The following is a 21,896-nucleotide window of genomic DNA, read 5'->3' on the forward strand; positions in this document are numbered from 1 at the left end:
ATAACCCCTAAATAAGGAATCCTGAAAATCAGGATTCTTTATTTTATTCTTTTATTAATACTTTTTTTACTTCCGCTATATATAAAGTGTGATAATCCTTTTCAGGATAAAATTGCTTATCTAAAGAGGTATCGATAAAGCATTCAGGTTTAAGCTCTTGAGAATATAATTTTGAACAAATGATTGTAAGCTTTGCTTCTTCAAAAGATGGAGTATTATCAATATAAGTAGCTGTTAAATTAGTTTTAGAAAGTTTATCTTCGTCTCTACCAGATACTGATCCTAAATACCCTAAATCTTTTTTATAAGACTTATCAAAAAATGTAAGTGAAAAAGTTGAAGAAAAATCTATAAATTCCTTAGTAAATCTTTGAGGTCTTACCACTATAGAAACCACATTTTTTCCCCACATAATACCAAAGCTTCCCCAAGAAGCTGTCATTGTATTTATTTTATCCTCTTTAGCAGCAGTAATAAGCATCCAGTCATGACCTATTAATTGAAATGTACTTTGATTTAAATCTTTAGGTTCAATTTCTTTAAAACTAACCATAATATTCTCCCCCTTAGTGATTTGTTTTAGAACTTATATACTATTATATAGATATAATAAAATAAATAATATACTTTTCATATAAAAGATATTAAGATGTAATGGTTATTTTTATTAGATAATAATACAAATTAATTGTTTTCCCATAAAATTGATGATGGCATTAATTCAAAAATGCTATCAAATATCTCTAATAGATTTTCTTTTTTTATATTAGAAGATGATAATAATTGTTTATATTTTCTACTTCCCTTTTGTCCTTGAAATAAACTTTGAAGAGGTGCAATTAACGAGTGAACACTACTTCCATTATTCATTTCCTCTATTACATATGGAATATAAGCTTTTATTACTTCGCCCCTTGAAGTAGGAGCTACAACTTCGCTATTTTCATTAAGTTTATATAGTTGAGATAGAAGATAGCAATCCTCATAAGAGGCTCTTCCAATCATTACTCCATCTACCTTATTAAGAGCTTCTTTAATAGAATCTAATGTTCTAAAACCACCATTAATCTCTATGTTTAAGTAGTCAAATTCTTCTTTTAACTTATAAACCATATCATAATTAAGAGGAGGAATTTCTCTATTATCTTTTGGACTTAGGCCTTTTAATATGGCAGTTCTTGCATGAATAATGTATCTATCCGGTCTTGCTTTTGATACAGTATCTAAAAAATCTAGTAAATCATCATACCCATCCATTATAATTTTAGTTTTTTCGCTTTCTAAAACTCCTGTACCATCTATACCTATTCTATGCTTTATAGTTACAGGTTTATTTGTTGCTTCTTTCATGGCACATAAAATATCATAAACTAATTCTTTAGAAGACATTAAAGCAGCTCCCATTAAGTTCCCTGAAACCCTATCAGAAGGACATCCACAATTTAAATTAATTTCAGTATAGTTATAATCATTAGCTAATTTAACAGCTTTATAAGCATCTTCTGCATTAGAGGCTGCTATTTGAAGAGCAACAGCACCTTCGTCTTCCCTAAAATAAAGAATTTTATTTCTATCGCCATTAATAATAGATTGAGCAGTTACCATTTCTGTATAAAGTAGAGCATCTTTAGTTAAAAGTCTTGAAAAATATCTAAAATGTCTATGAGATTTATCCACCATTGGAGCAATACTAATTTTAGGTGATTTTATATTTGAAATATATTTTTCCATCATTTGTTTCCTTTCTTATAAGAGTCAAATAATAGCATTGTCACAAATAGAGCAAGTAATATTCCTCTGCCTATGTTAAAGCCTATCACATTTAAATTTAAAAAATCTAAAAAGACATAACCAACTATATAAATTGAAAAGCAAATGATTAGCCAAATTATTTTGCCCTTAGTTGTTTTTGCAGATTTAAATGGAATTTTTCCACTTCCTATTAAATATTTAAAGAAGTAATTGAAAATTATAGTGGCTATAATAGAAGATAATACAAGAGTTAATACATTAATCAAAATTTTAGCTCCTTTCAACGTTATAGTAATATTATAACATTCATTATATAAACTAAGAAAATCTTTATTTCAAATTTAATAACATTTCGTACTGGCCAACAAAATTTTCGAATCCAAGAGATAATAACATTTTTATTATAGGAGTATAGCTTTTATCTATATTAAGAATAGATATTGTATCTGATTGTGTATTTTTAATTAAATTAGTTACTATACTTGTTCCAATTCCTTTATTTCTATATTTGTGATGAACTGCAAATTGAGGAATATCACCAGTATTTTTATCGATAATTCCATAGCCAATAATATTGGATTTATCTTTCACTAATAAAAATATAAAGTTATTAATAGCTGACTTTATAGAATCAATAGAATTTTGCCAAGAAGGTTTTATATCCCAAAATTCAATTATTTGACTCCACTCTTCATCAGTTAAAGCATATTTACTTTCTGTATTGACCTTTGATGATATTTTATATTTAGATTTCTTCATTTTAAAACATTCCAATTCTCTTACAATTTCAAATCCTTGATTTTTATACAAGTTAAAAGCTGATATATTAGACTTTAACACTTCAAGTAAATAGCATTCCACATCGGTTTTTACTAAATCTTTTATTAAGTAATTAAACATTAATGTAGTTATACCTTGTTTTCTATAGTTTTTTATAACTCCAGTTCCTGTGTCATAAATAGTTTTCTTGCCCTTCCAGATTCTTAGCCCATTATATATAAATCCAACTAATTCATCGTTTTTGAATGCCCCAATTGAGAATTTAGGTGTATATCCTCGTTTAATTAACATGCTTTCAAAATCAGAAAGTGAAATATTAAATTTTACTTGATAGTCTGAAAATGAAGATAAAAATGTTTGATACAAGATATTAATAGATGTATTTTCTAAAGTATTATAATTGTACATTAAATCACCTCTTATAGATTTTATCGAACGCTTTTATTATTTATATGAGTTTATCATAAAAGTTAGATCATAGATATGTAAAATATAATGCAACTAGTACTTTTTCTATTTAAAGGAGATTTATATAAATTATGAAATAAAAAAATATAGAAATATTAAGATTTTATGGTACAATAGTACATAATAAAAAATAATTATTATTAATTAATAAATAATATTAGTGTATATATTTAAAATAAGTTATTTATTAATAATAGGAGGAAGAAAAATTGATAAAGAAGCTATTAGATTTAAAATTATCAAAAGGTGTTTTTATAACATCATTATTAGCAATCATATTTACAATTATAATAGGTATTGTCGGATATTTTAGTATCAGTAAAATTAATGAAAATATAGGGATTATGTATAATAATAGTGTACAGCCTTTATCTATTGGTGCTGGAATTAGAGGAGAATTTGCTAATATGAGAATAGAAGCTAATAAAGAAATGCTTAAATATAACTTTGAATATAATGATAGCATAGATAAGCATAATGAAAAGATTCAAAGTTATTTAAGACAAATTAGCGATGTGAATAAAGATGGCCAGGATTTAAAAGACTTGGATGAATTTCAATCCAATTATGAAGTTTATTTAGAGGTCTGGAAGAAAATAAATGAAGATTTAAGTAATGGAAAAAAGGTATTAGATGATGATTATAATAAATTATCAGATGTAGCAATAAAAGCGGAAGAAGCATTATTTGATTTAAAGACTCACAATATAGAAAAAGCTTATGATTTAAATAGCGAAGGTAATACCATTTATATTAATTCAAGACGAGTATTTATTGCTATTATATTATTGACAATAATAATACTTTCAACTCTTTCTTATAAATTGGTTAAAATGATAAAAACTGAATCAAAAGATATGAATGAGAGATTAGAGATCTTAGCAACGGGAGATTTCACTATTAATTTAGAAGATAATAAAAACAATGAGTTTGGTACAATGAAAAGAACTTTATCAAAAATGATAAGTGAAATATCAGGGATCATCAAAGCTGTTAAGAAGGCATCAGATGCTTTAGATACACAAGCAGGGGGATTATCTGGTACTGCAGGTGAAATGTCTGTAGCTTCAGGAAATGTTACGGCTGCAATAGAAGAAGTAACTAAGGGAACTACTTCTCAAAGTGAAGATTTAGTAGATATGAATATTATAATAACTAACTTTGGAGAACAAATTGATAGTATTGTACACCTAATAGAAGATGTTAAGTTATTCTCAGAAGGCATTGGCACTATGGCTGTTAATAGTAATAGTGGTATGCAAAACTTAGTAAAATCAATAAATGAAATAAGAGAATCATTTAATAATGTATTAATTAAATTCAGCAATTTAGGTGAAAATATTAGTAAAATAAGTGATATGACAAATTTAATAAATGACATTGCAGAACAAACGAATCTATTAGCATTAAACGCATCTATTGAAGCAGCAAGAGCAGGAGAGCAAGGGCGTGGATTTGCCGTAGTTGCAGAAGAAATAAGAAATCTGGCAGAGCAATGTAGAATATCCTCTATTACCATAGATAATTTGGTTAGTGATACAAAAAGAGATAAAGATTCTATGCTTAAAACAACTGAAATTATGAGCAAAGAGTTAAATAATCAGACAGATATAGTTAATTATGCAATAAATTCTTTTGATAAAATTATTGATGGGATAAATAGTATAGTACCTAAAATTAAAATGGTAAATAAATCTGTAAACAGTATTGACTCTGATAAAAATTCTATATTAATGAAGATTGAACAGACATCTGCATCAGCAGAAGAAATTTCAGCTTTGTCAGAGGAAATTATGGCTTCATCAGAAGAAATGTACGCTTCTACTGAAGAAGTTGCATCTACAGCTCAAAGGATAAATAATATGACAAAACATTTAATGAGTAGAATAAATAAATTTAAAGTATAGTACATACTTAATATAATTTAAAGATTTATTAAAATCAAAATCAATAAAAAAAGCCAATAGTTTTCATATAGAAAAATATTGGCTTTTTAAATTACATATAAAATCCAAAATACCGGTACTCCAATTTTGATCCCTATCCTCAGATAGGTGGGTGTCCGCACAGATATTTCAATCGCCTTCAATGCCGTCTAAGGGACTCATAAGAAAGTACATTTCTATATCTAAATATTGAACTCCCGTAAAATAAATGTAGGTTCAAAATAGGAGCTTAACGCATATTTCAGAATTTATTAAATTTACTATTTAAGATTTAAAATCTATAGTGTGAATATATAATAACACTATAGATTTAAATTTTCAAGATAATTATATACAGAAATTTGGTCCTGAAAATCCAGAAGTTTTAATAATATAGTAAATTATAGTAGCAAAAGGTAATAATTTACAAAAAAAGGTAATAATATAATGGAATTAAAGTAATATATGTGAAGTCAATCAATTTTTATTGTTTTATAAATTAAAATACTATTATAGTAAGAAATAAAAAAGTTATGATTCTAAAGTAGAAAGTTAAGAAAAAAATTCAAAAGTATGATAAAATTATAAAAATATATAAATTTAGATAGAGGTGCTTTATGAAGAAATTTAGTCATGGATGTACACTTGATTGCTTTGATTGTTGTAAATTCAATATATATACTGAAGAAAACAAAATTGTGAAGATAGAGGGTGATAAAAGTCACCCGTATACAAAAGGCTTTATATGTAAAAAAGGGTTGGCACATTTAGATCGATTAAATCATAAAAACAGAATATATTCTCCAATGATAAAAGTTAATAATGAATGGCAGAGTATTTCTTTTGATGAAGCTCTAAATATTATGACTGAAAAACTTGAATATTATAAAAACAATTATTCTTCAAGGGCAATATTATATTATGAGCAATATGGAAATGGTGCATTACTTAAAAGTGTAGGAGATTTATTTTTTAACTTTTATGGAGGTGTTAGTAAATCCAAGGGAGGCCCTTGTTGGAGTGCAGGGATTAAAGCACAAACAATTAATTTTGGATATGTGAAAAGTCATTCATTAGATGATATGCTGAATAGTAAAACAATATTTGTATGGGGAAAAAATCCGGCATTTACTAGTATACATACAATGCAAAGTATAAAAAGGGCAAAGAATAATGGAAGTAAAATAGTAGTTATTGACCCAATTTATACAAAGACAGCTGAACTGGCTGATAAGTATGTAAGAATTAAACCTGGTGGAGATGGAGCATTAGCTCTAGCAATGGGAAAAATAATACTTGATAAGAATTTACATGATGAAAATTATATAGAAGCTTATGTAAATAATTTTAATGACTACAAAAATTATTTAGAAAGCTTAAGTCTTGAAATTTTAATAGAAATTTGTGGTGTAAGTAAGGAAGATATAGAAGAGTTAGTTACATTATATACTAAGAAGTATTCTACTATACTACTTGGGTATGGTATGCAAAAATATAAGAACGGAGGAAATACTATAAGCTTAGTAGATATTTTAGGAGCAATAACAGGGCAAATTGGCTTTAGCGGTGGAGGAATTAACTATGCGAATAAGGTTTATCCTAATGTAATTAACTCTGATCCATATAACAGTGAAGAAAATTGTGAAAATAGATTTTTTTATGTAAGTCATATAGCAGATTTTATAAATGACTCATTAGTTGGAAAAGATTATTATGATGAAGAAAAAATATACATAAAAGATGATAACTTAAGAATAGATGCTAATATATTTAATGAACCAATAAAAATGGCTGTAATAACAAAAAGTAATATGATAAACCAATTGGCGGATCTAAATAATTTGAAAGAAGCTTTTTCAAATATAGAATTTAAAGTTTGTTTTGATATGTTTATGACAGATACAGCTAAGGAATGTGATTTATTTATTCCAACAACTAGTACTTTAGAAAGTGAAGACTTAATTTATAGTTCAATGAATAATCCATATATAGTTTATAATGAGAAAGCTGTTGAACCAAAGGAACTATTGATGGATGAATATGAATTCTTTAAAGAACTTGCAAAAAGAATTAACTTAAGAAACTATCCTTATGTAAGTAAAAAGGAATACTTATCCAAGGTTTTAGAGCCATTAAAAGCTTTTAATAGTGAAGTTGATATAGAGTTTTTAAAAGATAATCATTTTACTATTCATAATCCTATAGCGTGGGAAGATAAAAAATTTGATACTAAATCAGGCAAATTTGAGATCTTTTTTAATAATAAATTATATAAAAATTACAAAAAAGAAAATGAAGATATAAGAAAATTTAGGTTGTTAACTAACCATAGTAGAGATACTTTATCAAGTCAACATATAATGGATAATGATGAAATTTCGTTTGTACATATGAATGAAAAAATGGCAAATGAATTATTTATAAAGGCAAATGAAATCATATCATTGAAAAATAAAAATGGTGAAATAAAAGCAAAGCTAAAGATAGACAATTCTGTTGCTGATTTTGTAGTATTAATGTATGCTGGATGGTGGACTAAACATGGAAATCCAAATTATTTAACTAATTCAGGAATATCAGATATAGGTGGACAGGTTACTTATAATGAAACCGTAGTAGAAATAATAACATAACTGATAGTAACATATATATCATGATATAATTAGTATAATAAAAGAGAAAAATTGCATGAAATAAAAGAAAAACATTTTAAGAAAAATAAAGATAATACTTAAACTAGAATTTAAATATATTTTATATATAAATATTAGCAATTCTTATAGAAGGTGTATCGAAAGATACGCTTTTTATAATTGAAAAATTAATGAAATAAGAAAATAATATAAAATATAGAGATAGGGGGATTAGGATAAATGATATTGTCATATTTAAATGACTTATTCGAGGATAAAAAATTTTTAAGAAAAACTATAACTATTGGTATTCCAATAGCTATGCAAGCACTTCTTAACACAACCTTAAATCTTGTAGATACAATGATGATTGGCAGTTTAGGAGAAAGTGCTATAGCTGCTGTTGGACTTGCTAATAAAGTATTTTTTGTTTTTACATTATTATTATTTGGAGTTGTTAGCGGATCGTCCATATTAACCGCTCAATACTGGGGAAAAAGAGATGTGAAAAATATAAGAAGAGTTCTTGGAGTCTCGCTTATAATTGGAGTTACTGCATCAGTAATTTTTATGGCTGCAGGATTGTTTATACCAAATATAGTTATGAGAATTTTTACACCAAGTGAAAGCACAATAGCAGTTGGGTCATCTTATTTATTTATAGTAGCTTTAAGTTATCCACTTACTGCGGTTACAAACTGCTATATAGCACTTTTAAGAGCAACGAATAAAGTTAAAGCTCCAGTTTTCATAAGTATAGTATCTATTGGAGTTAATGTAATATTAAATTATACATTTATATTTGGAAATTTTGGTGCACCAGAGCTAGGGGTTAGAGGAGCTGCAATTGCAACTGTTATTGCAAGATTAGTAGAAGCTATTTCTATTTTATCTGTTGTTTATATTGATAAAGGTGCAGCAGCAGCTAAAATAAAAGAACTTATAGATTTTGATAAAGAATTTATAAAAAGATACTTTGTTACAGTATCACCTGTTATAGCAAATGAATTTATATGGGGACTTGGAGTCACTATGTATTCATTAGTTTATGGAAGAATGGGTGATGAGGCAGTTGCATCAATAACAATAACACAAAATGTTGAACAAATTTGTGTGGTTTTATTTCAAGGGCTAAGTTCAGCTACAGCAGTTATATTAGGAAATGAGCTTGGTGCAAGTAAATTAAATAATGCAGAAAAGCATGCAAAGAGTTTTTTTACATTACAATTAATGTTAGCCTTAGTAATGGGAATAATATGTATTTTAATAAGAACTCCATTAATTAGGTTATTTTCTGTTCCAAATAATGTAGCAAGGGATATAACTAAATGTTTAACTGTATTCGTATGTTATCTACCATTTAGAACTTTTAATTTAGTTAATATTGTAGGAGTTCTTAGAAGTGGAGGAGATACAAAGGCATCTCTTCTTTTAGATATGACTGGAGTATGGTGTGTTGGCATTCCATTTGCCTTCTTAGGAGGAATAGTTCTAGGACTACCTATTTATTATGTTTATGCAATGATAACGTTAGAAGAAGTATATAAATTTATATTAGGATTTAGAAGATATAAACAAAAGAAATGGCTTAAAAATATAGTTGGAGTATAATAAAGATAAAATTAAATGTAACTTAATTACAATAATTATTATAGGAGTTAAGGGGGCATTAGGTGGACATAAAAGAACTTAGAGCAAAAGAAATAATTATAGACATAAGAAAAAATTTACCAAGTAATAAAAATACAGTTGAATCAGTGACCTTAGGAATATTTCTTGCAATAGTAGGAGGGTTTTTAGATGCCTATACATTTATATGTAGGGGAGGCGTATTTGCTAATGCTGAAACTGGCAATATGGTATTAGTAGCTTTAGGTATTACTAATAGAAATTATAACGATGTATTTATGGCAGCACTTCCTATTTTATCATTTATAATAGGTGTTTTTGTTGCAGAAGCAATAAAGAAGAAGGCTACAGAAAATTATTTAGAATCATCTAAGGGCGAAAAAGTTATTTTAATTGTTGAAGCAATGGTATTATTCATAGTTGGATTTGTACCAAAGGATGTTCCACATATATTTGTAACGGTTACTATATCTTTTGTTTCATCAGTACAAATATCATCCTTTAGAAAATTGGTAGATTCTCCATATAGCACAACAATGTGTACAGGTAATTTAAGAATAGCCTGTCAGTCAGCTTATTTGGCAATAGTAGAAAAAAATAAAGATGCTTATATAAAATCAATTAGATATTCAATAATAATATTTTCATTTTTAATTGGAGCATCATTAGGAGGAATCTTAACTGTAGTAATAGGTGTTAAATCAATATGGGCTTGCTCTTTAATATTAATAATTGCAAAAATTTTATTTAATATAAGAGAGAATCAAGTTAAAGAAAAGAGTAGTACTGTTGATTTAATAAACAATTAAATGTTGAAATAATTTTAATGCTTGTGTATAATACAATATAAATTAGAAAAAAACTCGTATATCATCGATAATATGGATCGAAAGTTTCTACCTGCTAACCGTAAATTTGCAGACTACGAGGTATTGGATTTGAAATAGATAAAATTATCGTAGATTTTGAATGAATTTATAGATACCTTTTTAATTTTAAATACAGCACCTCGATTACGAGGTGTTTTTTTATTTAAAACGATAGGAGATGAAGGAATGAATAATTCAAAAACAACAGATAAAATTAACTTATTGTATGGGGTTGATGATAATCCAACAATACTAGAAAAAATATTATTTGGAATTCAGCATATATTTGCTGCATTTGGTGGCATAATAGTTGTTCCACTAGTTATATCTAGTGCCTTAGGGTTTGATTCTAAAACATCAACAGCATTAATAAGTGCATCAATACTTTCAGCAGGAATTGCAACTATAATACAAGCTAGGGGAGTGGGACCAGTAGGTTCTAAGGTAGCTTGCATAATGGGTACTGACTTTACATTTGTATCTCCATCTATTACAGTTGGATCTGTTTTAGGACTTCCTGGAATAATAGGAGCAACAATTTTGGGATCTTTTTTCGAAGTGATTCTTAGCTATTTTATAAAACCCCTAATGAAGTTATTTCCACCTTTGGTTACTGGAACGGTTGTATGTTTAATTGGACTAACATTATTACCAGTATCAATAGATTGGGCCGCAGGTGGAAGTGGTGCAATAGATTATGGAAGTATAAAAAATATAGTTATTTCAATGCTTGTACTTACTGGTACATTATTATTAAATCATTATGGAAAAGGGATGCTTAGTGGTGCATCAATACTTATAGGAATGTTAATTGGATATATTGCGTGTATTCCACTTGGATTAGTAGATTTTACTGCAGTTAAGGAAGCAAGCTGGATTTCACTTCCTAAAATACTGGAATATGGAGTTGCTTTTGATTTAAAAGCAGTCATTGCATTTGTTCCAGCATATTTTGTAGCATCAATTGGAACTGTAGGATGCTTAAAAGCCATTGGAGAAGTTTCACAAGTAGATCTTAAGGAAAAAAGAGTTGGAGCAGGAGTTTTAGCAGATGGAATTGGAAGCATGATAGCTGGATTTGTAGGTGCATTTCCAAATACAACCTTTAGTCAAAATGTTGGTTTAATACCGTTAACTAAAGTTGCTAGTAGATACGTAGCAGTTATGGCAGGAATTATATTAGTTATTTTAGGGTTTTTACCTAAACTTGCAGCAATAGTTAATAGTATTCCACAACCTGTTTTAGGTGGTGTTGGCATAGTAATGTTTGGAACAGTTGCAGCAGCAGGAATAAAAACATTAAGTAAAGTAAAAATAAATGAACGTAATTTATTAATAATAGCTACATCTATTGGGTTAGGACTTGGTGTAACTTTTAGACCAGAATTTATTTCACAATTACCAGAAGGATTAAAAATGATTTTTTCATCAGGAATATCAACTGGAACTATAGTAGCATTAATACTAAATGTAGTTTTAAAAGAGGACAAGCCAGAAATAGAAGTTATAGATGAAAGTGATGTAGAAGCAGCATAATTATATAAATGAAATAATAAAACCCTCAAAAAATAAAAGTGTTGAGGGTTTTAATTTATAACTACTGTTTATTAAAAAAACTATACAAGGATGATTTACAAATAGTTTAATAAATTAATGAGAAGTTACTAATAATACTTTTATAGAAATATGGAGGTGTTATTGATGATTAAAGGAATATTAGATGAATTGATGCTTAAAAACTCAGAAAATTTATCACAACATAATTTTCAAACAAATTCATCTTTGAGAATAAACAAAGATGTTGATAAATTAAAAATAAATGATGATACTTCGAATGAAGATATAATTTTTGATGAATACTCATCAAAAATTACAAATTCTTATGTAGAACTTCAGGATGTTATGAGTAATAAAGACAAATATGAAATTTCAAAAAATGATGAAGATAAAGTTGATTTAAATTCGTTAATTTTGAATAAGGAATAATGATAAAGAAATTTTTAAAAGCTGAAAGTTAAAAGAGAATTAACTTTCAGCTTTTAATTATGGAAGAGCGTATATTTGTAGTTGAAAGTTGATAATTATAAATCTTATATAATTCAGATTTCATCAAAAAGGTGCAATTAAAATAATAACTTATAAAAATATTGATGAAAAAATATTTATATATGGTAAAAAAATATATTAATTAGTATAATATCAATAATAGCAATAAGTAGTATAAGGGGGAGTAAAGATGAAAAAAGTTAAAATTGCTTTATTGGGGCTAGGCAATGTTGGGCGTGGAGTTTGGATGATACTAAATTCGAACAAAGAAGAAATTATGAAAAGATCAGGCTACGAAGTTGAAGTAAGTAAAATTCTAGTTAGAGATCTAAAAAAAGAAAGAGGGGTAGAAGTTCCTAGCGAGCTTTTAACAACAGATTTTAATGATATCATCAATGATGATTCTATTAAAATTGTAGTAGAAGTAATGGGAGGGATTGAACCTGCTAGAGAATATATGCTAGAATCTATGAATAAAAGAAAACATATAGTTACGGCAAATAAAATGCTTCTAGCAACAGGTGGAGATGAATTATTTCAAAAAGCTGATAGTCAAGGAGTTATGTTTAATTATGAAGCTAGTGTAGCAGGCGGAATTCCAATAATTAATGGTATAAACGAAAGTTTAACAGCTAATAAAATAGAAAAGTTATATGGAATAGTTAATGGAACAACTAATTATATATTAACTAAAATGGAATTTGAAAACTTAAGTTTTAATGAAGCTTTGAAGCAAGCTCAAGAAATGGGATATGCCGAAACAGACCCAACATCAGATATTGAAGGGTTTGACGCTCAATATAAGTTAGCTATCCTTTCTTCATTAGCATTTGGAACTAAAATTAAAGTTGAAAATGTATATAGAGAAGGTATAAGTAAAATTGAATCAATAGATATACAGTATGCAAGAGAATTTAAAAAAGTTATAAAGCTATTAGCAATAGTTAAAGATAATGCTGGAAAATTAGAGCTTAGAGTTCATCCAACTATGATACCTGAAAATCATCCATTAGCCAATGTTTATGATTCATTTAACGCTGTATTCATAAAAGGGAATGCAGTTGGAGATTTGATGTTTTATGGAAGAGGTGCTGGCGATTTACCAACAGGTAGTGCAGTTATATCAGATATAGTATCAATATTAAGAAGTAATATTGATATAGATAATATTAATACAGTGGTAAAAAACAATTTATGGGATAAAGAGTTATATAATATAGAAGAGGTCATAAGCAAATATTATATAAGGTTAACAGTAGAAGATAGACCAGGGGTCTTAGGTGAAATAACATCAGTTTTCGGTTCAATGAATGTTGGATTGCTTTCTGTAATTCAAAGAGGTAGAGATATAGAAAATGAAAATAAAGTGACGTTAGTTTTAGTAACACACTACACAAAAGAGGGCAATATTTTAAATTCAATAGATAGTGTTTGCAAGTTAAATTCAGTTTATAAAATTAACAATATAATAAGAATGGAAGAATTTAATTAGTATAAGTTATAAATTAAGAGAGGACTGTCTATGCGATAGTGCCTCTTATTTTTATATTGAAAGTTGTATATATAAATTTAAAGTATTATAATAATAAATCAAGAGGTGAAAAAATGAGTATCATAAAATTAATTAATAATGAACAAGCTCAGAAGTTAATTAAAGATAGTAAAGAATTATTAATAATAGATGTAAGAAAATTTAGTGAATTCAAAAAGTCAAGAATAGTTAACTCTAAAAATATACCTGTAGATGAATTAGAATGGGAACTAGAGGAACTAGAAGATTTTAAAGATAAGCCTATTTTAGTATATTGTAAAGTAGGAGCCAAAAGTAGTGTAGCATGCGCTATGTTGGAAGAAGAAGGTTTTAAAAAATTATATAATTTAAGAGGCGGAATCTTAGATTATACAGGAGCTATAGAATAAAATATATTGGTATAATATATGCTATATTTGTAAATAATAATTATGTAAAAAGATTGACACAACAAAAAAACAATGATACAATGAATGATGTATTTAAGAAGAAACAGCCGTTTCTCACCTTACGGCAATGCTTAGTAGGGTATGTAATTTTGTATTAATTTCTAGCTATAAGTTTAGTTAGGTTTTTATAAGATACTAGAGGGCGGCATAATATGTCCTCTATTTTTGTTGTGTTTTTATTTAAAATTTTGGAGGTGACTTGGTATAAGTAAGGATTTTACTTGTAATGAAGCTATAAGAGTTAAAGAAGTTAGAGTGATTGATTCAGAAGGTAATCAATTAGGTGTACTTCAAACAAAGGAAGCTCAAAAAATTGCGGAAGAGAAAGAATTAGATTTAGTTATGATTTCTCCAAATGCTAATCCACCAGTGTGTAGGATTATGGATTTAGGTAAGTATATTTATGAGCAATCAAAGAAAGAAAAAGAAGCTAAGAAAAAGCAAAAGGTAACTGTTCTTAAGGAAATAAGATGCAGTCTTACTATTGAAGAAAATGATATTGCAATAAAAGCAAAAAATGCTAGAAAGTTTTTATTAGACGGGGATAAAGTTAAAATCACTGTTAGATTTAAAGGAAGAGAAGCACAATTAGGACATATTGGACAAAAAATATTAGATAACTTTGTTTCTAAATTAGAAGACGTTTGTGTTGTTGAAAAGCCTGCTAAGCATGAAGGTAGAAACATGACAATGGTTTTAGGCCCTAAAAAAGCGTAACTTGAGAGGAGATAAGTATCATGCCAAAAATGAAAACCCACAGAGGTGCAGCAAAGAGATTTAAGAAAACTGGAACTGGAAAGTTAAAAAGAGCGAAAGCTTTTAAGAGTCATATATTAACAAAGAAAAGTGCTAAGAGAAAGAGAAACTTAAGAAAAGCTGCTTATGTTTCAACTACTCAAGAAAAAGCAATGAAGAAATTATTACCATACCTATAATATAGAGGTTTTTAGGAGGATTAAACATGGCTAGAGTTAAAAGAGCGGTAAATGCTCGTAAGAATCATAAAAAAGTATTAAAGCTTGCAAAAGGATATTATGGTGGAAAAAGCAGATTATTTAAAACTGCTAACGAATCAGTAATAAGAGCTTTAAGAAATGCTTATGTTGGAAGAAGATTAAAGAAAAGAGATTTTAGAAGACTTTGGATAGCAAGAATCAATGCTGCAACAAGAATGAATGGTCTTTCATACTCAAAATTTATGAATGGAATTAAATTAGCTGGAATAGATATGAATAGAAAAATGTTATCAGAAATAGCTATAAACGATCCAAAAGCATTTGCAGATTTAGTAGAATTAGCAAAGAGCTCAATTAAGTAGTTTATACTATTTATAAAACACCTTAAAGTTAATATTTTAAGGTGTTTTTATTTTATAAAAAAATTTAAAGCTTAAAAATAATATTTTAGTAGAGTTAATGAATATATTGATTAACAAAATTTATATGGTAGTTATATAATATATATAAGACTTACAAAGATTAAAAAAAGAGGGGATTAAAGTGAAAATAGGATTAGTATTATCAGGTGGCGGAGGAAAAGGAGCTTATGAACTTGGAGTTTGGAAGGCATTAGTATATTTAAATATTCATAAATACATAACTGTATTTTCAGGAACATCAATTGGAGCTTTTAATGCTGTATTATTTGCTCAAGATAATATAAAAGATGCTGAATCCTTATGGGAAGAAGTAACAATAGATAAATTAATTCCTATTAGTAAATTTGAGTTATTCAAAAAGGGAGTAGGTCTTATATTAGGAGGAAGAAATTTAAATATAGCTAAAAAGTATATGAATCAAAAAATAGAAGAAGGTGCAGTATCTAAAGAAGGTGCAAGAAATATAGTAGACAAGTATTTAAATATTAATATGATGAAGGAAAACAATAAGGTTTGTTATGCAGCTTGTACTGAATTGCCTGATTTTAAAGTAAAATATTTTAAAGTAAATGATTTTAATGAAGAATTGGGAAAAGAAATTATAATAGCATCCGCATCACTCCCATTAATATATGAGCCTACAGAGCTTTTTGGATGTAAGTATATAGATGGAGGTATTTGTGATAATACACCTATACAACCCGTTTATGGAGAAGGGTGTGATATTATAATAGTAGTATTATTATCTAAAGAAGCAAAAGTTGATAAAGCGTTATATCCCAATACTAAAATAATAGAGATATATCCAAGAAATTTAAATGAAAGTGTAATTAATGGAACATTAAATTTAGATGAAGAAGCTAAAAAAAATAGAATAAGAGAAGGATACGAAGATACAATATCTCTTTTAGAGCCAATTATGCAAATGACAGAATTTAAAAATAAAGTAGAAGAAGAAGAAAAGTTTCCCAGGTTATTTAAAATATATAACTTTATAAAAAGTATAGTAAGACATTATAAAAAAGATGATATCAGCATAGGTTTATAAATTAAAAAACTGAGATGATACTCTCAGTTTTTTAATATATTAAATTTGAATAAACATTATTATATTCATAAGTTAGGCCTTCATATATAAATTCTTTATGACTAATATTTAATAAATCACTAGGCTTTGTTAGGCCTGGAATTTTATCAGAGTCATATATGTTACTTTTAATTAAAAGGTGTGAAATAAATTCTGAACAAAAATAATGGTTGTCCCTTTTCATTGGTCTATTTATAGCAACTCCAATTAATCCTAATAGACTATATTTATATTTTTTTTGCTCTTTTAGGAAGCTTTTAAGTTCTTCTTTTAATAATTTATATTGGTTATTATCGACACTAATTTTATAAATGACACATCTGCTATTTTGAAATCTTTTATATACACCATCTTGTAAGTTTTCTTCTACAAGTCCACCTATAAAAGGAATTTGTGGAAAGACTCTTCCAAATGAATACATTTTTTTGAAGGAGTCATCAAAACTCAAGGAAACATGTACATATTCGTCTTTTGTGTAGTAATTAATACATTTTGAAAGTAGCGTACCAGTATTTGAAAACACTAAGTAAATATGTTTATTTTTCATATTGTAAAATCATCCCCCAAATAATAAATAATAATATAAAAGCATTCTATAGATATGATTATATATTATAAATCTTAAATAATCCTTAAGAAAATCTGAAAAAATACAAATTTTATTAAAAATATTTAATAGTTAATATATATATATTATGTCAATGATATATTAATGAAGCTTTATAATTAAATAAATAATAATTATAAAAAATAAATAATATTTGATTAATTAATATAAACTAGAAATATGCTTAGCAATAAGATATTATAATTTATAAATGGATCTTTTACAATAGGAATTTAATGCAAGAGGTGGTTATTTGAAAAAGAATGCAATGCAAAGGGAATTTAAAAAGCTAAAATCACAGATTGGTCAAATAGAAGAAATAGCACATAATTCAAAAGTAGGTGCTTTAATTGAACAAGAATCTTCATTAAGGAAAAAGATAAGACAATTAAAAGAAATGGAAAGCGAAGGATTTAAAGAGTTTTCAGATATAAATGAAAGATATGAAGAACTTTTGGAATATGTCTCTAAAAGATTACTGGATGATTATAATAAAAAGAACAATACAAATTTCGATTTCTATCAAGTAATAAGAGGAAATTATAATAGTTTTATAAACTCAGGATTTATGTCTGTATTAACAAAGCAACATATACCAAAGCTTATTTCTAAAGAGTTTGAAGAAAATTTCCCAAGTAATCCTAAAGATGAATACAAATTAGCAAGAAATATAAAGAGAAAGATTTATATACATCTAGGTGAAACTAATACAGGTAAAACCTATACAGCTATGGAAAGATTAAAAGTGGCTAAAAAAGGTGTTTATTTATCACCTTTAAGAATTCTAGCATTAGAAAACTATGAAAAATTAAATAATAATAATATTCCTTGTAATCTTTTAACAGGAGAAGAAGAAATATTAAAAGAGGGAGCAACACATACATCTTGTACAATAGAAAAGGTAGATTTAAAAAAAGAATATGATATAGCAATTATAGATGAAATTCAAATGATAGATGACTCTCAACGGGGAGCAGCTTGGAGTAGAGCCTTGCTTGGACTTAGGTGCAATGAAATCCATATTTGTGGAGCTTTAAATGCTAAGGCTGTAGTAGAGAAAATAGTAACTGATTGTAATGATGATTATGAATTTAAAGAATATAAACGAAGTATTCCATTAGAAGTTCAAGAAAATAATTTCAACTATAATAATGCAGAAGAGGGAGATGCTATAGTTGTATTCTCTAAGAAAAAGGTTCTACAAATAGCGCAGCAATATTCGGATTTAGGTATAAAAACTAGTATAATTTATGGGGATTTACCTCCAGAGGTTAGAAGAAAACAATATGATATGTTTATAAGCAAAGAAAATAAAGTTCTTATAACTACTGATGCTATAGGTATGGGTGTTAACCTTCCAATAAAGAGAATAGTATTTTTAGATATACAAAAATTTGATGGAGAAGAAATAAGGTATCTTACATCACAAGAAATAAAGCAAGTTGCAGGTAGAGCCGGTAGAAAAGGTATATATGAGATTGGCTATGTAGCTACTGTAAGAGATAATCAGAAATTTATAAAAGAGAAGCTAGAAGAAAGAGATAAAATCATAAATTCAGCTGTGATAGGACCTTCAGAAGCTATATTAAATATTAAAAGCTTACCTCTTAATGAAAAATTAGCTTTATGGGCAACGAGGGAAGAATCTATAGATTATTATAGGAAAATGGATATAAATGAATATTTAGTTATATTAGATAGTATTAAGAGATATAAGTTGAAGGAAGAAGTTCAGTGGGATCTATTAAAAATACCATTTGATATATCAAAAGAAGAACTTATGAATACATTCTTAGATTATGTTGAAGAGTTATTTGTTATAAAAAATAAAACAATAACTAGACCACAATGTTTTAAGGGAAATTTAGATGAACTTGAATGCTATTATCAAAGGATAAATATTTACTATTCATTTTGTAAAATATTCAATTTGGAATTTGATTTTAAATGGATACATGAAGAAAGGCTTAAAGTAAGTGAAGAGATAAACGAAATATTAGTTAGGCTTTAGTTAAAATAATAAAAGTAAAATAACTAATCTTGAAAGGAAGATAAAATGATATATAAATTTAAATTTGAAGACAAGGAATATATTTTAGAAGAGGAAAACTTAGAATATTTTGCAAATGATGAAAATGAAGAACTTCAAGAATTTGATACTGAAAAGGTATTAGAATTACTTTCAAATAGCAATGAAGCAGAATTTCAAAATGCATATTATGAAAGTTGTTGTAGCAATTGTAGGGCAGGAAAAGAAGAAAAAAAGAAAGTTTTTGACTTCTTAGAGTTCTATTTTTATGCTTATGGAAAAAATAATAAATTTATTACAAGCAGTATAGATAATCAATACGATAAAAAATCTTTCACTAGGCTAAATAGAGAAGGTATAGTAGATAAGAGTTACTTAGTTACAGTAATAGTTTGTAAAAATTGTGGTATGTATTCTATAGAAGTAGAAGAATTTGAACTGTAATTTATAAAGTAAATAAATGATGTATTAAAAAATTTTTAGGGTATAAAATACTTTTGAAAGGATGTGTTTTATATGTCAAGGAATACAAAAAGTAAAAATCCTATGCAAAAGGGATTAAGAAGACAAAAGTTACATGAAAATCAAAATAATATTGGAAATGATAAAAATAAAAATGAATATACAGATTTTGATGGAGAACCAATAAAATAATTTAAACTTAAAATAGCTAAGATTATATTTTTATAATTTTAGCTATTTTTTAATTCTTAATATTAAGTTAAGGTTAATATTAAATTGTTATAAAAATGTATAATTATGATAATATATAATGAGAATAAATATAAAGGGGCTTGGTTATGAGTAAGAAATTAGACTTGATAATAGGAACAATTATAATTATATATTCTATAAGCATAAACCTATTATTTGGGAAAATAACTTTTAGTGAAGTTTTCTTTGCATTAGGAGTTATTTTAATTATTTATCATTATATAAAAAATAAATTGAGAAAATATTTTAATAAGAAATTCAAAAGCAAAAAAATAATTAATATAGGTAAATACTGTATAATAGCTATTATTTTGTTTTTTATGATTATAGAATGTGCAATAGTTATATTTCCTAAAAAAGATAATAGTTATTCTAATTATGTTATAGTTCTTGGTGCAGGAGTTAAAGGAAAAAGGCCGAGCCTTACATTAAAACAAAGATTAGATACAACAATTAAATATATTAATAATCAAGACAAGAAACCTAAGATAATAGTATCAGGGGGACAAGGTCCAGGTGAAGATATATCAGAGGCGCAAGCAATGAAAAAATATTTAGTAGATAATGGAATAAAGGAAGAATTGATAATAATGGAAAAAAAGTCTACAAATACAAATGAAAATTTATTATTTTCAAAAGATATATTAGAAAATGAGACATCTAAGAGTATATCAGATTTAGATATAAAAATAATAACTTCAGATTTTCATGCATTTAGAAGTAATATGATAGCAAAAAAACTAAATTATAATACAGTTAGCTTTTATACAAACAACACATTACCTTTATTAGTTCCAGTTATGTATTCTAGAGAGTTACTAGCAGTAATTAAATCTTATTTAATAGATATAAAAAAATAAATTTATAAAATTATATAAAGGTAAAAGAAAATTATTGTAGAATATTAGATTAGGTAAGAAATAATATAAGTAATTAAGAATATAGACGAGGTATAAGGGGGAAATAATATGTCTAAGGTTACTTCCTGTTCAATAGTGATTAAGGATGATTTTAAAAATGTATTTATTGTAAAAAAGAAAGTAAAGAAAAATGAACAGGAATTTTGGTACAATGTAGGGAAAAAATTAAAAGGAAGAGAATCCGAAGAAAAATGTATTTCACGTGCTATAAAGGAAGATTTAAAATCTATAGTCTTTAATGTAGAGAAAATAGATAATATAGTAAATGAAGAAAATAAAGAAATATATGCAGTTTATCAAGGAGAACTAAAGACACAAGTTACATATGGAAATGATATAGTTGAAGGAGCTTGGGTAAGTTTAGAAGAATTAGATAATTTTAATTTAGCTCCAGGAGAAAAAGATAAAATTTTAATGTATTATAATAAATAGCAAGAAGTGATGTCTTTAGAGAACATCTATTTATTAATGAAAGATGAAGTTCTATTGACATCATAAACTGGAATAATTATCATATAATTAATAAGATTAATATAAATTCATTTGTTTAGAGAAAAAGTCTTTATTCATTTGTTTTAATATTTATCTATATACTTAAATAAAAATATAACATCTAACAAAAAAGAGAAATCTAATTTGAAAGATAGTAGAAAATAATTTATTAAGAATAAAAGTTTATAAATTAAGCATACGCTTAGTTTATTTTATAATGCTATAAATTTTATTGTTAATATAAAAAGTCTATTTTCTTTGAATTAAGAAAGTAGACTTTTATTTTGCTTTACAAAATTAAGGAGGTAACTATGAAAATAGGGGTTATAAGTGCTATTTTAGAAGATCCAAATAAATGTAATGCTGAATTTAATGAAGTTGTTGCAAGCTTTAGAGGAAGTATTAAAGGTAGGATGGGGATACCACTAGAAAATGAAATATCAATTATATCTATAGTTGTTACAGGTGACTTAAATGAAATTAATAGTTTAACAGGAAAACTTGGAAATATTAAAGGAGTAACAGTTAAAACAGCTATTAGTAAGAAAGAGCTGTAGTAAAAAAGTATAAGTACATAATAAAAATAA

23 protein-coding genes, 1 other RNA gene and 1 riboswitch are annotated in these 21,896 nt (G+C 26.6%); of the genes, 18 read left to right on the plus strand and 6 right to left on the minus strand.

Annotation, left to right across the window (positions count from 1 at the left end):
- Positions 1 to 43: 43 nt before the first annotated feature.
- The 4 genes from AAT22_RS05600 to AAT22_RS05615 form a co-directional block, all read right to left on the minus strand.
- Positions 44 to 553, minus strand: a complete 510-nt coding sequence (locus tag AAT22_RS05600; protein WP_016208587.1) for a flavin reductase — start codon at positions 551 to 553, stop codon at positions 44 to 46.
- 131 nt (positions 554 to 684) lie between these two features.
- Complete coding sequence (gene dusA, locus AAT22_RS05605) at positions 685 to 1,734, minus strand: tRNA dihydrouridine(20/20a) synthase DusA (RefSeq protein ID WP_047000529.1); 1,050 nt, start codon at positions 1,732 to 1,734, stop codon at positions 685 to 687.
- Positions 1,731 to 2,018, minus strand: a complete 288-nt coding sequence (locus AAT22_RS05610; protein WP_047000530.1) for a hypothetical protein — start codon at positions 2,016 to 2,018, stop codon at positions 1,731 to 1,733. The genes dusA and AAT22_RS05610 overlap by 4 nt, the downstream gene beginning before the upstream one ends.
- Positions 2,019 to 2,082: 64 nt before the next feature.
- Positions 2,083 to 2,940, minus strand: coding sequence for a GNAT family N-acetyltransferase (locus tag AAT22_RS05615; RefSeq protein WP_047000531.1), 858 nt, complete (start codon positions 2,938 to 2,940; stop codon positions 2,083 to 2,085).
- A 269-nt stretch (positions 2,941 to 3,209) separates the two neighbouring features.
- On the opposite strand from AAT22_RS05615, the gene AAT22_RS05620 reads away from it, so the two are divergent.
- A complete protein-coding gene (locus AAT22_RS05620) occupies positions 3,210 to 4,907 on the plus strand; it encodes a methyl-accepting chemotaxis protein (RefSeq protein ID WP_047000532.1) in 1,698 nt (565 codons plus the stop codon).
- 97 nt (positions 4,908 to 5,004) lie between these two features.
- Here the strand turns inward: AAT22_RS05620 and ssrS are convergent.
- A non-coding RNA gene (ssrS, locus tag AAT22_RS18750) (6S RNA) lies at positions 5,005 to 5,197 on the minus strand.
- A 345-nt stretch (positions 5,198 to 5,542) separates the two neighbouring features.
- Between ssrS and AAT22_RS05625 the strand changes: the two genes are divergently transcribed.
- The 11 genes from AAT22_RS05625 to AAT22_RS05675 all read left to right on the plus strand — a co-directional run bounded on the left by AAT22_RS05625 (position 5,543) and on the right by AAT22_RS05675 (position 16,508).
- Positions 5,543 to 7,558 carry a molybdopterin-dependent oxidoreductase gene (locus AAT22_RS05625; protein ID WP_047000533.1) on the plus strand — a complete coding sequence of 672 codons (2,016 nt, stop codon included), beginning with the start codon at positions 5,543 to 5,545 and terminating at the stop codon, positions 7,556 to 7,558.
- A 240-nt stretch (positions 7,559 to 7,798) separates the two neighbouring features.
- Positions 7,799 to 9,169: an MATE family efflux transporter gene (locus AAT22_RS05630; protein WP_047000534.1), complete on the plus strand. Its 1,371-nt coding sequence runs from the start codon at positions 7,799 to 7,801 to the stop codon at positions 9,167 to 9,169.
- 62 nt (positions 9,170 to 9,231) lie between these two features.
- Positions 9,232 to 9,996, plus strand: coding sequence for a YoaK family protein (locus tag AAT22_RS05635; protein WP_052953914.1), 765 nt, complete (start codon positions 9,232 to 9,234; stop codon positions 9,994 to 9,996).
- A 34-nt stretch (positions 9,997 to 10,030) separates the two neighbouring features.
- Positions 10,031 to 10,132: riboswitch (purine riboswitch) on the plus strand.
- Between the two features lie 110 nt (positions 10,133 to 10,242).
- Positions 10,243 to 11,592, plus strand: a complete 1,350-nt coding sequence (locus AAT22_RS05640; protein WP_047000535.1) for a nucleobase:cation symporter-2 family protein — start codon at positions 10,243 to 10,245, stop codon at positions 11,590 to 11,592.
- Between the two features lie 165 nt (positions 11,593 to 11,757).
- Positions 11,758 to 12,042, plus strand: coding sequence for a hypothetical protein (locus AAT22_RS05645; protein ID WP_047000536.1), 285 nt, complete (start codon positions 11,758 to 11,760; stop codon positions 12,040 to 12,042).
- Positions 12,043 to 12,292: 250 nt separating this feature from the next.
- On the plus strand, positions 12,293 to 13,594 hold the full coding sequence (locus tag AAT22_RS05650; RefSeq protein ID WP_016208577.1) for a homoserine dehydrogenase: 1,302 nt from the start codon (positions 12,293 to 12,295) through the stop codon (positions 13,592 to 13,594).
- 113 nt (positions 13,595 to 13,707) lie between these two features.
- Positions 13,708 to 14,022: a rhodanese-like domain-containing protein gene (locus AAT22_RS05655; RefSeq protein WP_051993180.1), complete on the plus strand. Its 315-nt coding sequence runs from the start codon at positions 13,708 to 13,710 to the stop codon at positions 14,020 to 14,022.
- A gap of 264 nt (positions 14,023 to 14,286) precedes the next feature.
- The gene (gene infC / locus AAT22_RS05660; RefSeq protein ID WP_040437019.1) at positions 14,287 to 14,799 is read left to right on the plus strand and encodes a translation initiation factor IF-3; all 513 of its coding nucleotides are present in this window, start codon (positions 14,287 to 14,289) and stop codon (positions 14,797 to 14,799) included.
- A gap of 20 nt (positions 14,800 to 14,819) precedes the next feature.
- Positions 14,820 to 15,017, plus strand: coding sequence for a 50S ribosomal protein L35 (rpmI, locus tag AAT22_RS05665; protein ID WP_005211352.1), 198 nt, complete (start codon positions 14,820 to 14,822; stop codon positions 15,015 to 15,017).
- Positions 15,018 to 15,043: 26 nt separating this feature from the next.
- Positions 15,044 to 15,400 carry a 50S ribosomal protein L20 gene (rplT, locus tag AAT22_RS05670; protein WP_016208574.1) on the plus strand — a complete coding sequence of 119 codons (357 nt, stop codon included), beginning with the start codon at positions 15,044 to 15,046 and terminating at the stop codon, positions 15,398 to 15,400.
- Positions 15,401 to 15,581: 181 nt separating this feature from the next.
- The gene (locus AAT22_RS05675) at positions 15,582 to 16,508 is read left to right on the plus strand and encodes a patatin-like phospholipase family protein (protein ID WP_016208573.1); all 927 of its coding nucleotides are present in this window, start codon (positions 15,582 to 15,584) and stop codon (positions 16,506 to 16,508) included.
- A gap of 31 nt (positions 16,509 to 16,539) precedes the next feature.
- Here AAT22_RS05675 and AAT22_RS05680 read toward each other — a convergent pair whose 3' ends face one another.
- The gene (locus AAT22_RS05680; RefSeq protein ID WP_016208572.1) at positions 16,540 to 17,094 is read right to left on the minus strand and encodes a hypothetical protein; all 555 of its coding nucleotides are present in this window, start codon (positions 17,092 to 17,094) and stop codon (positions 16,540 to 16,542) included.
- 313 nt (positions 17,095 to 17,407) lie between these two features.
- Between AAT22_RS05680 and AAT22_RS05685 the strand changes: the two genes are divergently transcribed.
- From AAT22_RS05685 to AAT22_RS05705, 6 genes are all read left to right on the plus strand, one after another.
- A complete protein-coding gene (locus tag AAT22_RS05685; RefSeq protein ID WP_047000537.1) occupies positions 17,408 to 19,165 on the plus strand; it encodes a helicase-related protein in 1,758 nt (585 codons plus the stop codon).
- A gap of 45 nt (positions 19,166 to 19,210) precedes the next feature.
- Entirely contained in the window at positions 19,211 to 19,627 is a 417-nt protein-coding gene (locus tag AAT22_RS05690; protein ID WP_052953915.1) for a DUF3785 family protein, read from the plus strand.
- Between the two features lie 72 nt (positions 19,628 to 19,699).
- Positions 19,700 to 19,837, plus strand: coding sequence for a clostri-philic family protein (locus tag AAT22_RS19270; RefSeq protein WP_016208569.1), 138 nt, complete (start codon positions 19,700 to 19,702; stop codon positions 19,835 to 19,837).
- A gap of 146 nt (positions 19,838 to 19,983) precedes the next feature.
- Complete coding sequence (locus AAT22_RS05695; RefSeq protein ID WP_047000538.1) at positions 19,984 to 20,757, plus strand: YdcF family protein; 774 nt, start codon at positions 19,984 to 19,986, stop codon at positions 20,755 to 20,757.
- A 108-nt stretch (positions 20,758 to 20,865) separates the two neighbouring features.
- The gene (locus AAT22_RS05700) at positions 20,866 to 21,249 is read left to right on the plus strand and encodes an NUDIX domain-containing protein (protein ID WP_047000539.1); all 384 of its coding nucleotides are present in this window, start codon (positions 20,866 to 20,868) and stop codon (positions 21,247 to 21,249) included.
- A gap of 371 nt (positions 21,250 to 21,620) precedes the next feature.
- Positions 21,621 to 21,866, plus strand: a complete 246-nt coding sequence (locus tag AAT22_RS05705; RefSeq protein WP_016208566.1) for a TM1266 family iron-only hydrogenase system putative regulator — start codon at positions 21,621 to 21,623, stop codon at positions 21,864 to 21,866.
- Positions 21,867 to 21,896 lie beyond the last annotated feature (30 nt).

It is taken from the genome of Clostridium sp. C8 (genome assembly GCF_001010885.1).
In the GTDB taxonomy this organism is placed as follows: domain Bacteria; phylum Bacillota; class Clostridia; order Clostridiales; family Clostridiaceae; genus Clostridium; species Clostridium sartagoforme.

Coding starts and splice junctions, on each gene's coding strand:
- AAT22_RS05600 (WP_016208587.1), bottom strand. CDS start 553: ATGGTTAGTTTTAAAGAAATTGAACCTAAAGATTTAAATCAAAGTACA.
- dusA (WP_047000529.1), bottom strand. CDS start 1,734: ATGATGGAAAAATATATTTCAAATATAAAATCACCTAAAATTAGTATT.
- AAT22_RS05615 (WP_047000531.1), bottom strand. CDS start 2,940: ATGTACAATTATAATACTTTAGAAAATACATCTATTAATATCTTGTAT.
- AAT22_RS05625 (WP_047000533.1), top strand. CDS start 5,543: ATGAAGAAATTTAGTCATGGATGTACACTTGATTGCTTTGATTGTTGT.
- AAT22_RS05630 (WP_047000534.1), top strand. CDS start 7,799: ATGATATTGTCATATTTAAATGACTTATTCGAGGATAAAAAATTTTTA.
- AAT22_RS05640 (WP_047000535.1), top strand. CDS start 10,243: ATGAATAATTCAAAAACAACAGATAAAATTAACTTATTGTATGGGGTT.
- AAT22_RS05645 (WP_047000536.1), top strand. CDS start 11,758: ATGATTAAAGGAATATTAGATGAATTGATGCTTAAAAACTCAGAAAAT.
- AAT22_RS05650 (WP_016208577.1), top strand. CDS start 12,293: ATGAAAAAAGTTAAAATTGCTTTATTGGGGCTAGGCAATGTTGGGCGT.
- AAT22_RS05655 (WP_051993180.1), top strand. CDS start 13,708: ATGAGTATCATAAAATTAATTAATAATGAACAAGCTCAGAAGTTAATT.
- rpmI (WP_005211352.1), top strand. CDS start 14,820: ATGCCAAAAATGAAAACCCACAGAGGTGCAGCAAAGAGATTTAAGAAA.
- rplT (WP_016208574.1), top strand. CDS start 15,044: ATGGCTAGAGTTAAAAGAGCGGTAAATGCTCGTAAGAATCATAAAAAA.
- AAT22_RS05680 (WP_016208572.1), bottom strand. CDS start 17,094: ATGAAAAATAAACATATTTACTTAGTGTTTTCAAATACTGGTACGCTA.
- AAT22_RS05690 (WP_052953915.1), top strand. CDS start 19,211: ATGATATATAAATTTAAATTTGAAGACAAGGAATATATTTTAGAAGAG.
- AAT22_RS19270 (WP_016208569.1), top strand. CDS start 19,700: ATGTCAAGGAATACAAAAAGTAAAAATCCTATGCAAAAGGGATTAAGA.
- AAT22_RS05695 (WP_047000538.1), top strand. CDS start 19,984: ATGAGTAAGAAATTAGACTTGATAATAGGAACAATTATAATTATATAT.
- AAT22_RS05700 (WP_047000539.1), top strand. CDS start 20,866: ATGTCTAAGGTTACTTCCTGTTCAATAGTGATTAAGGATGATTTTAAA.
- AAT22_RS05705 (WP_016208566.1), top strand. CDS start 21,621: ATGAAAATAGGGGTTATAAGTGCTATTTTAGAAGATCCAAATAAATGT.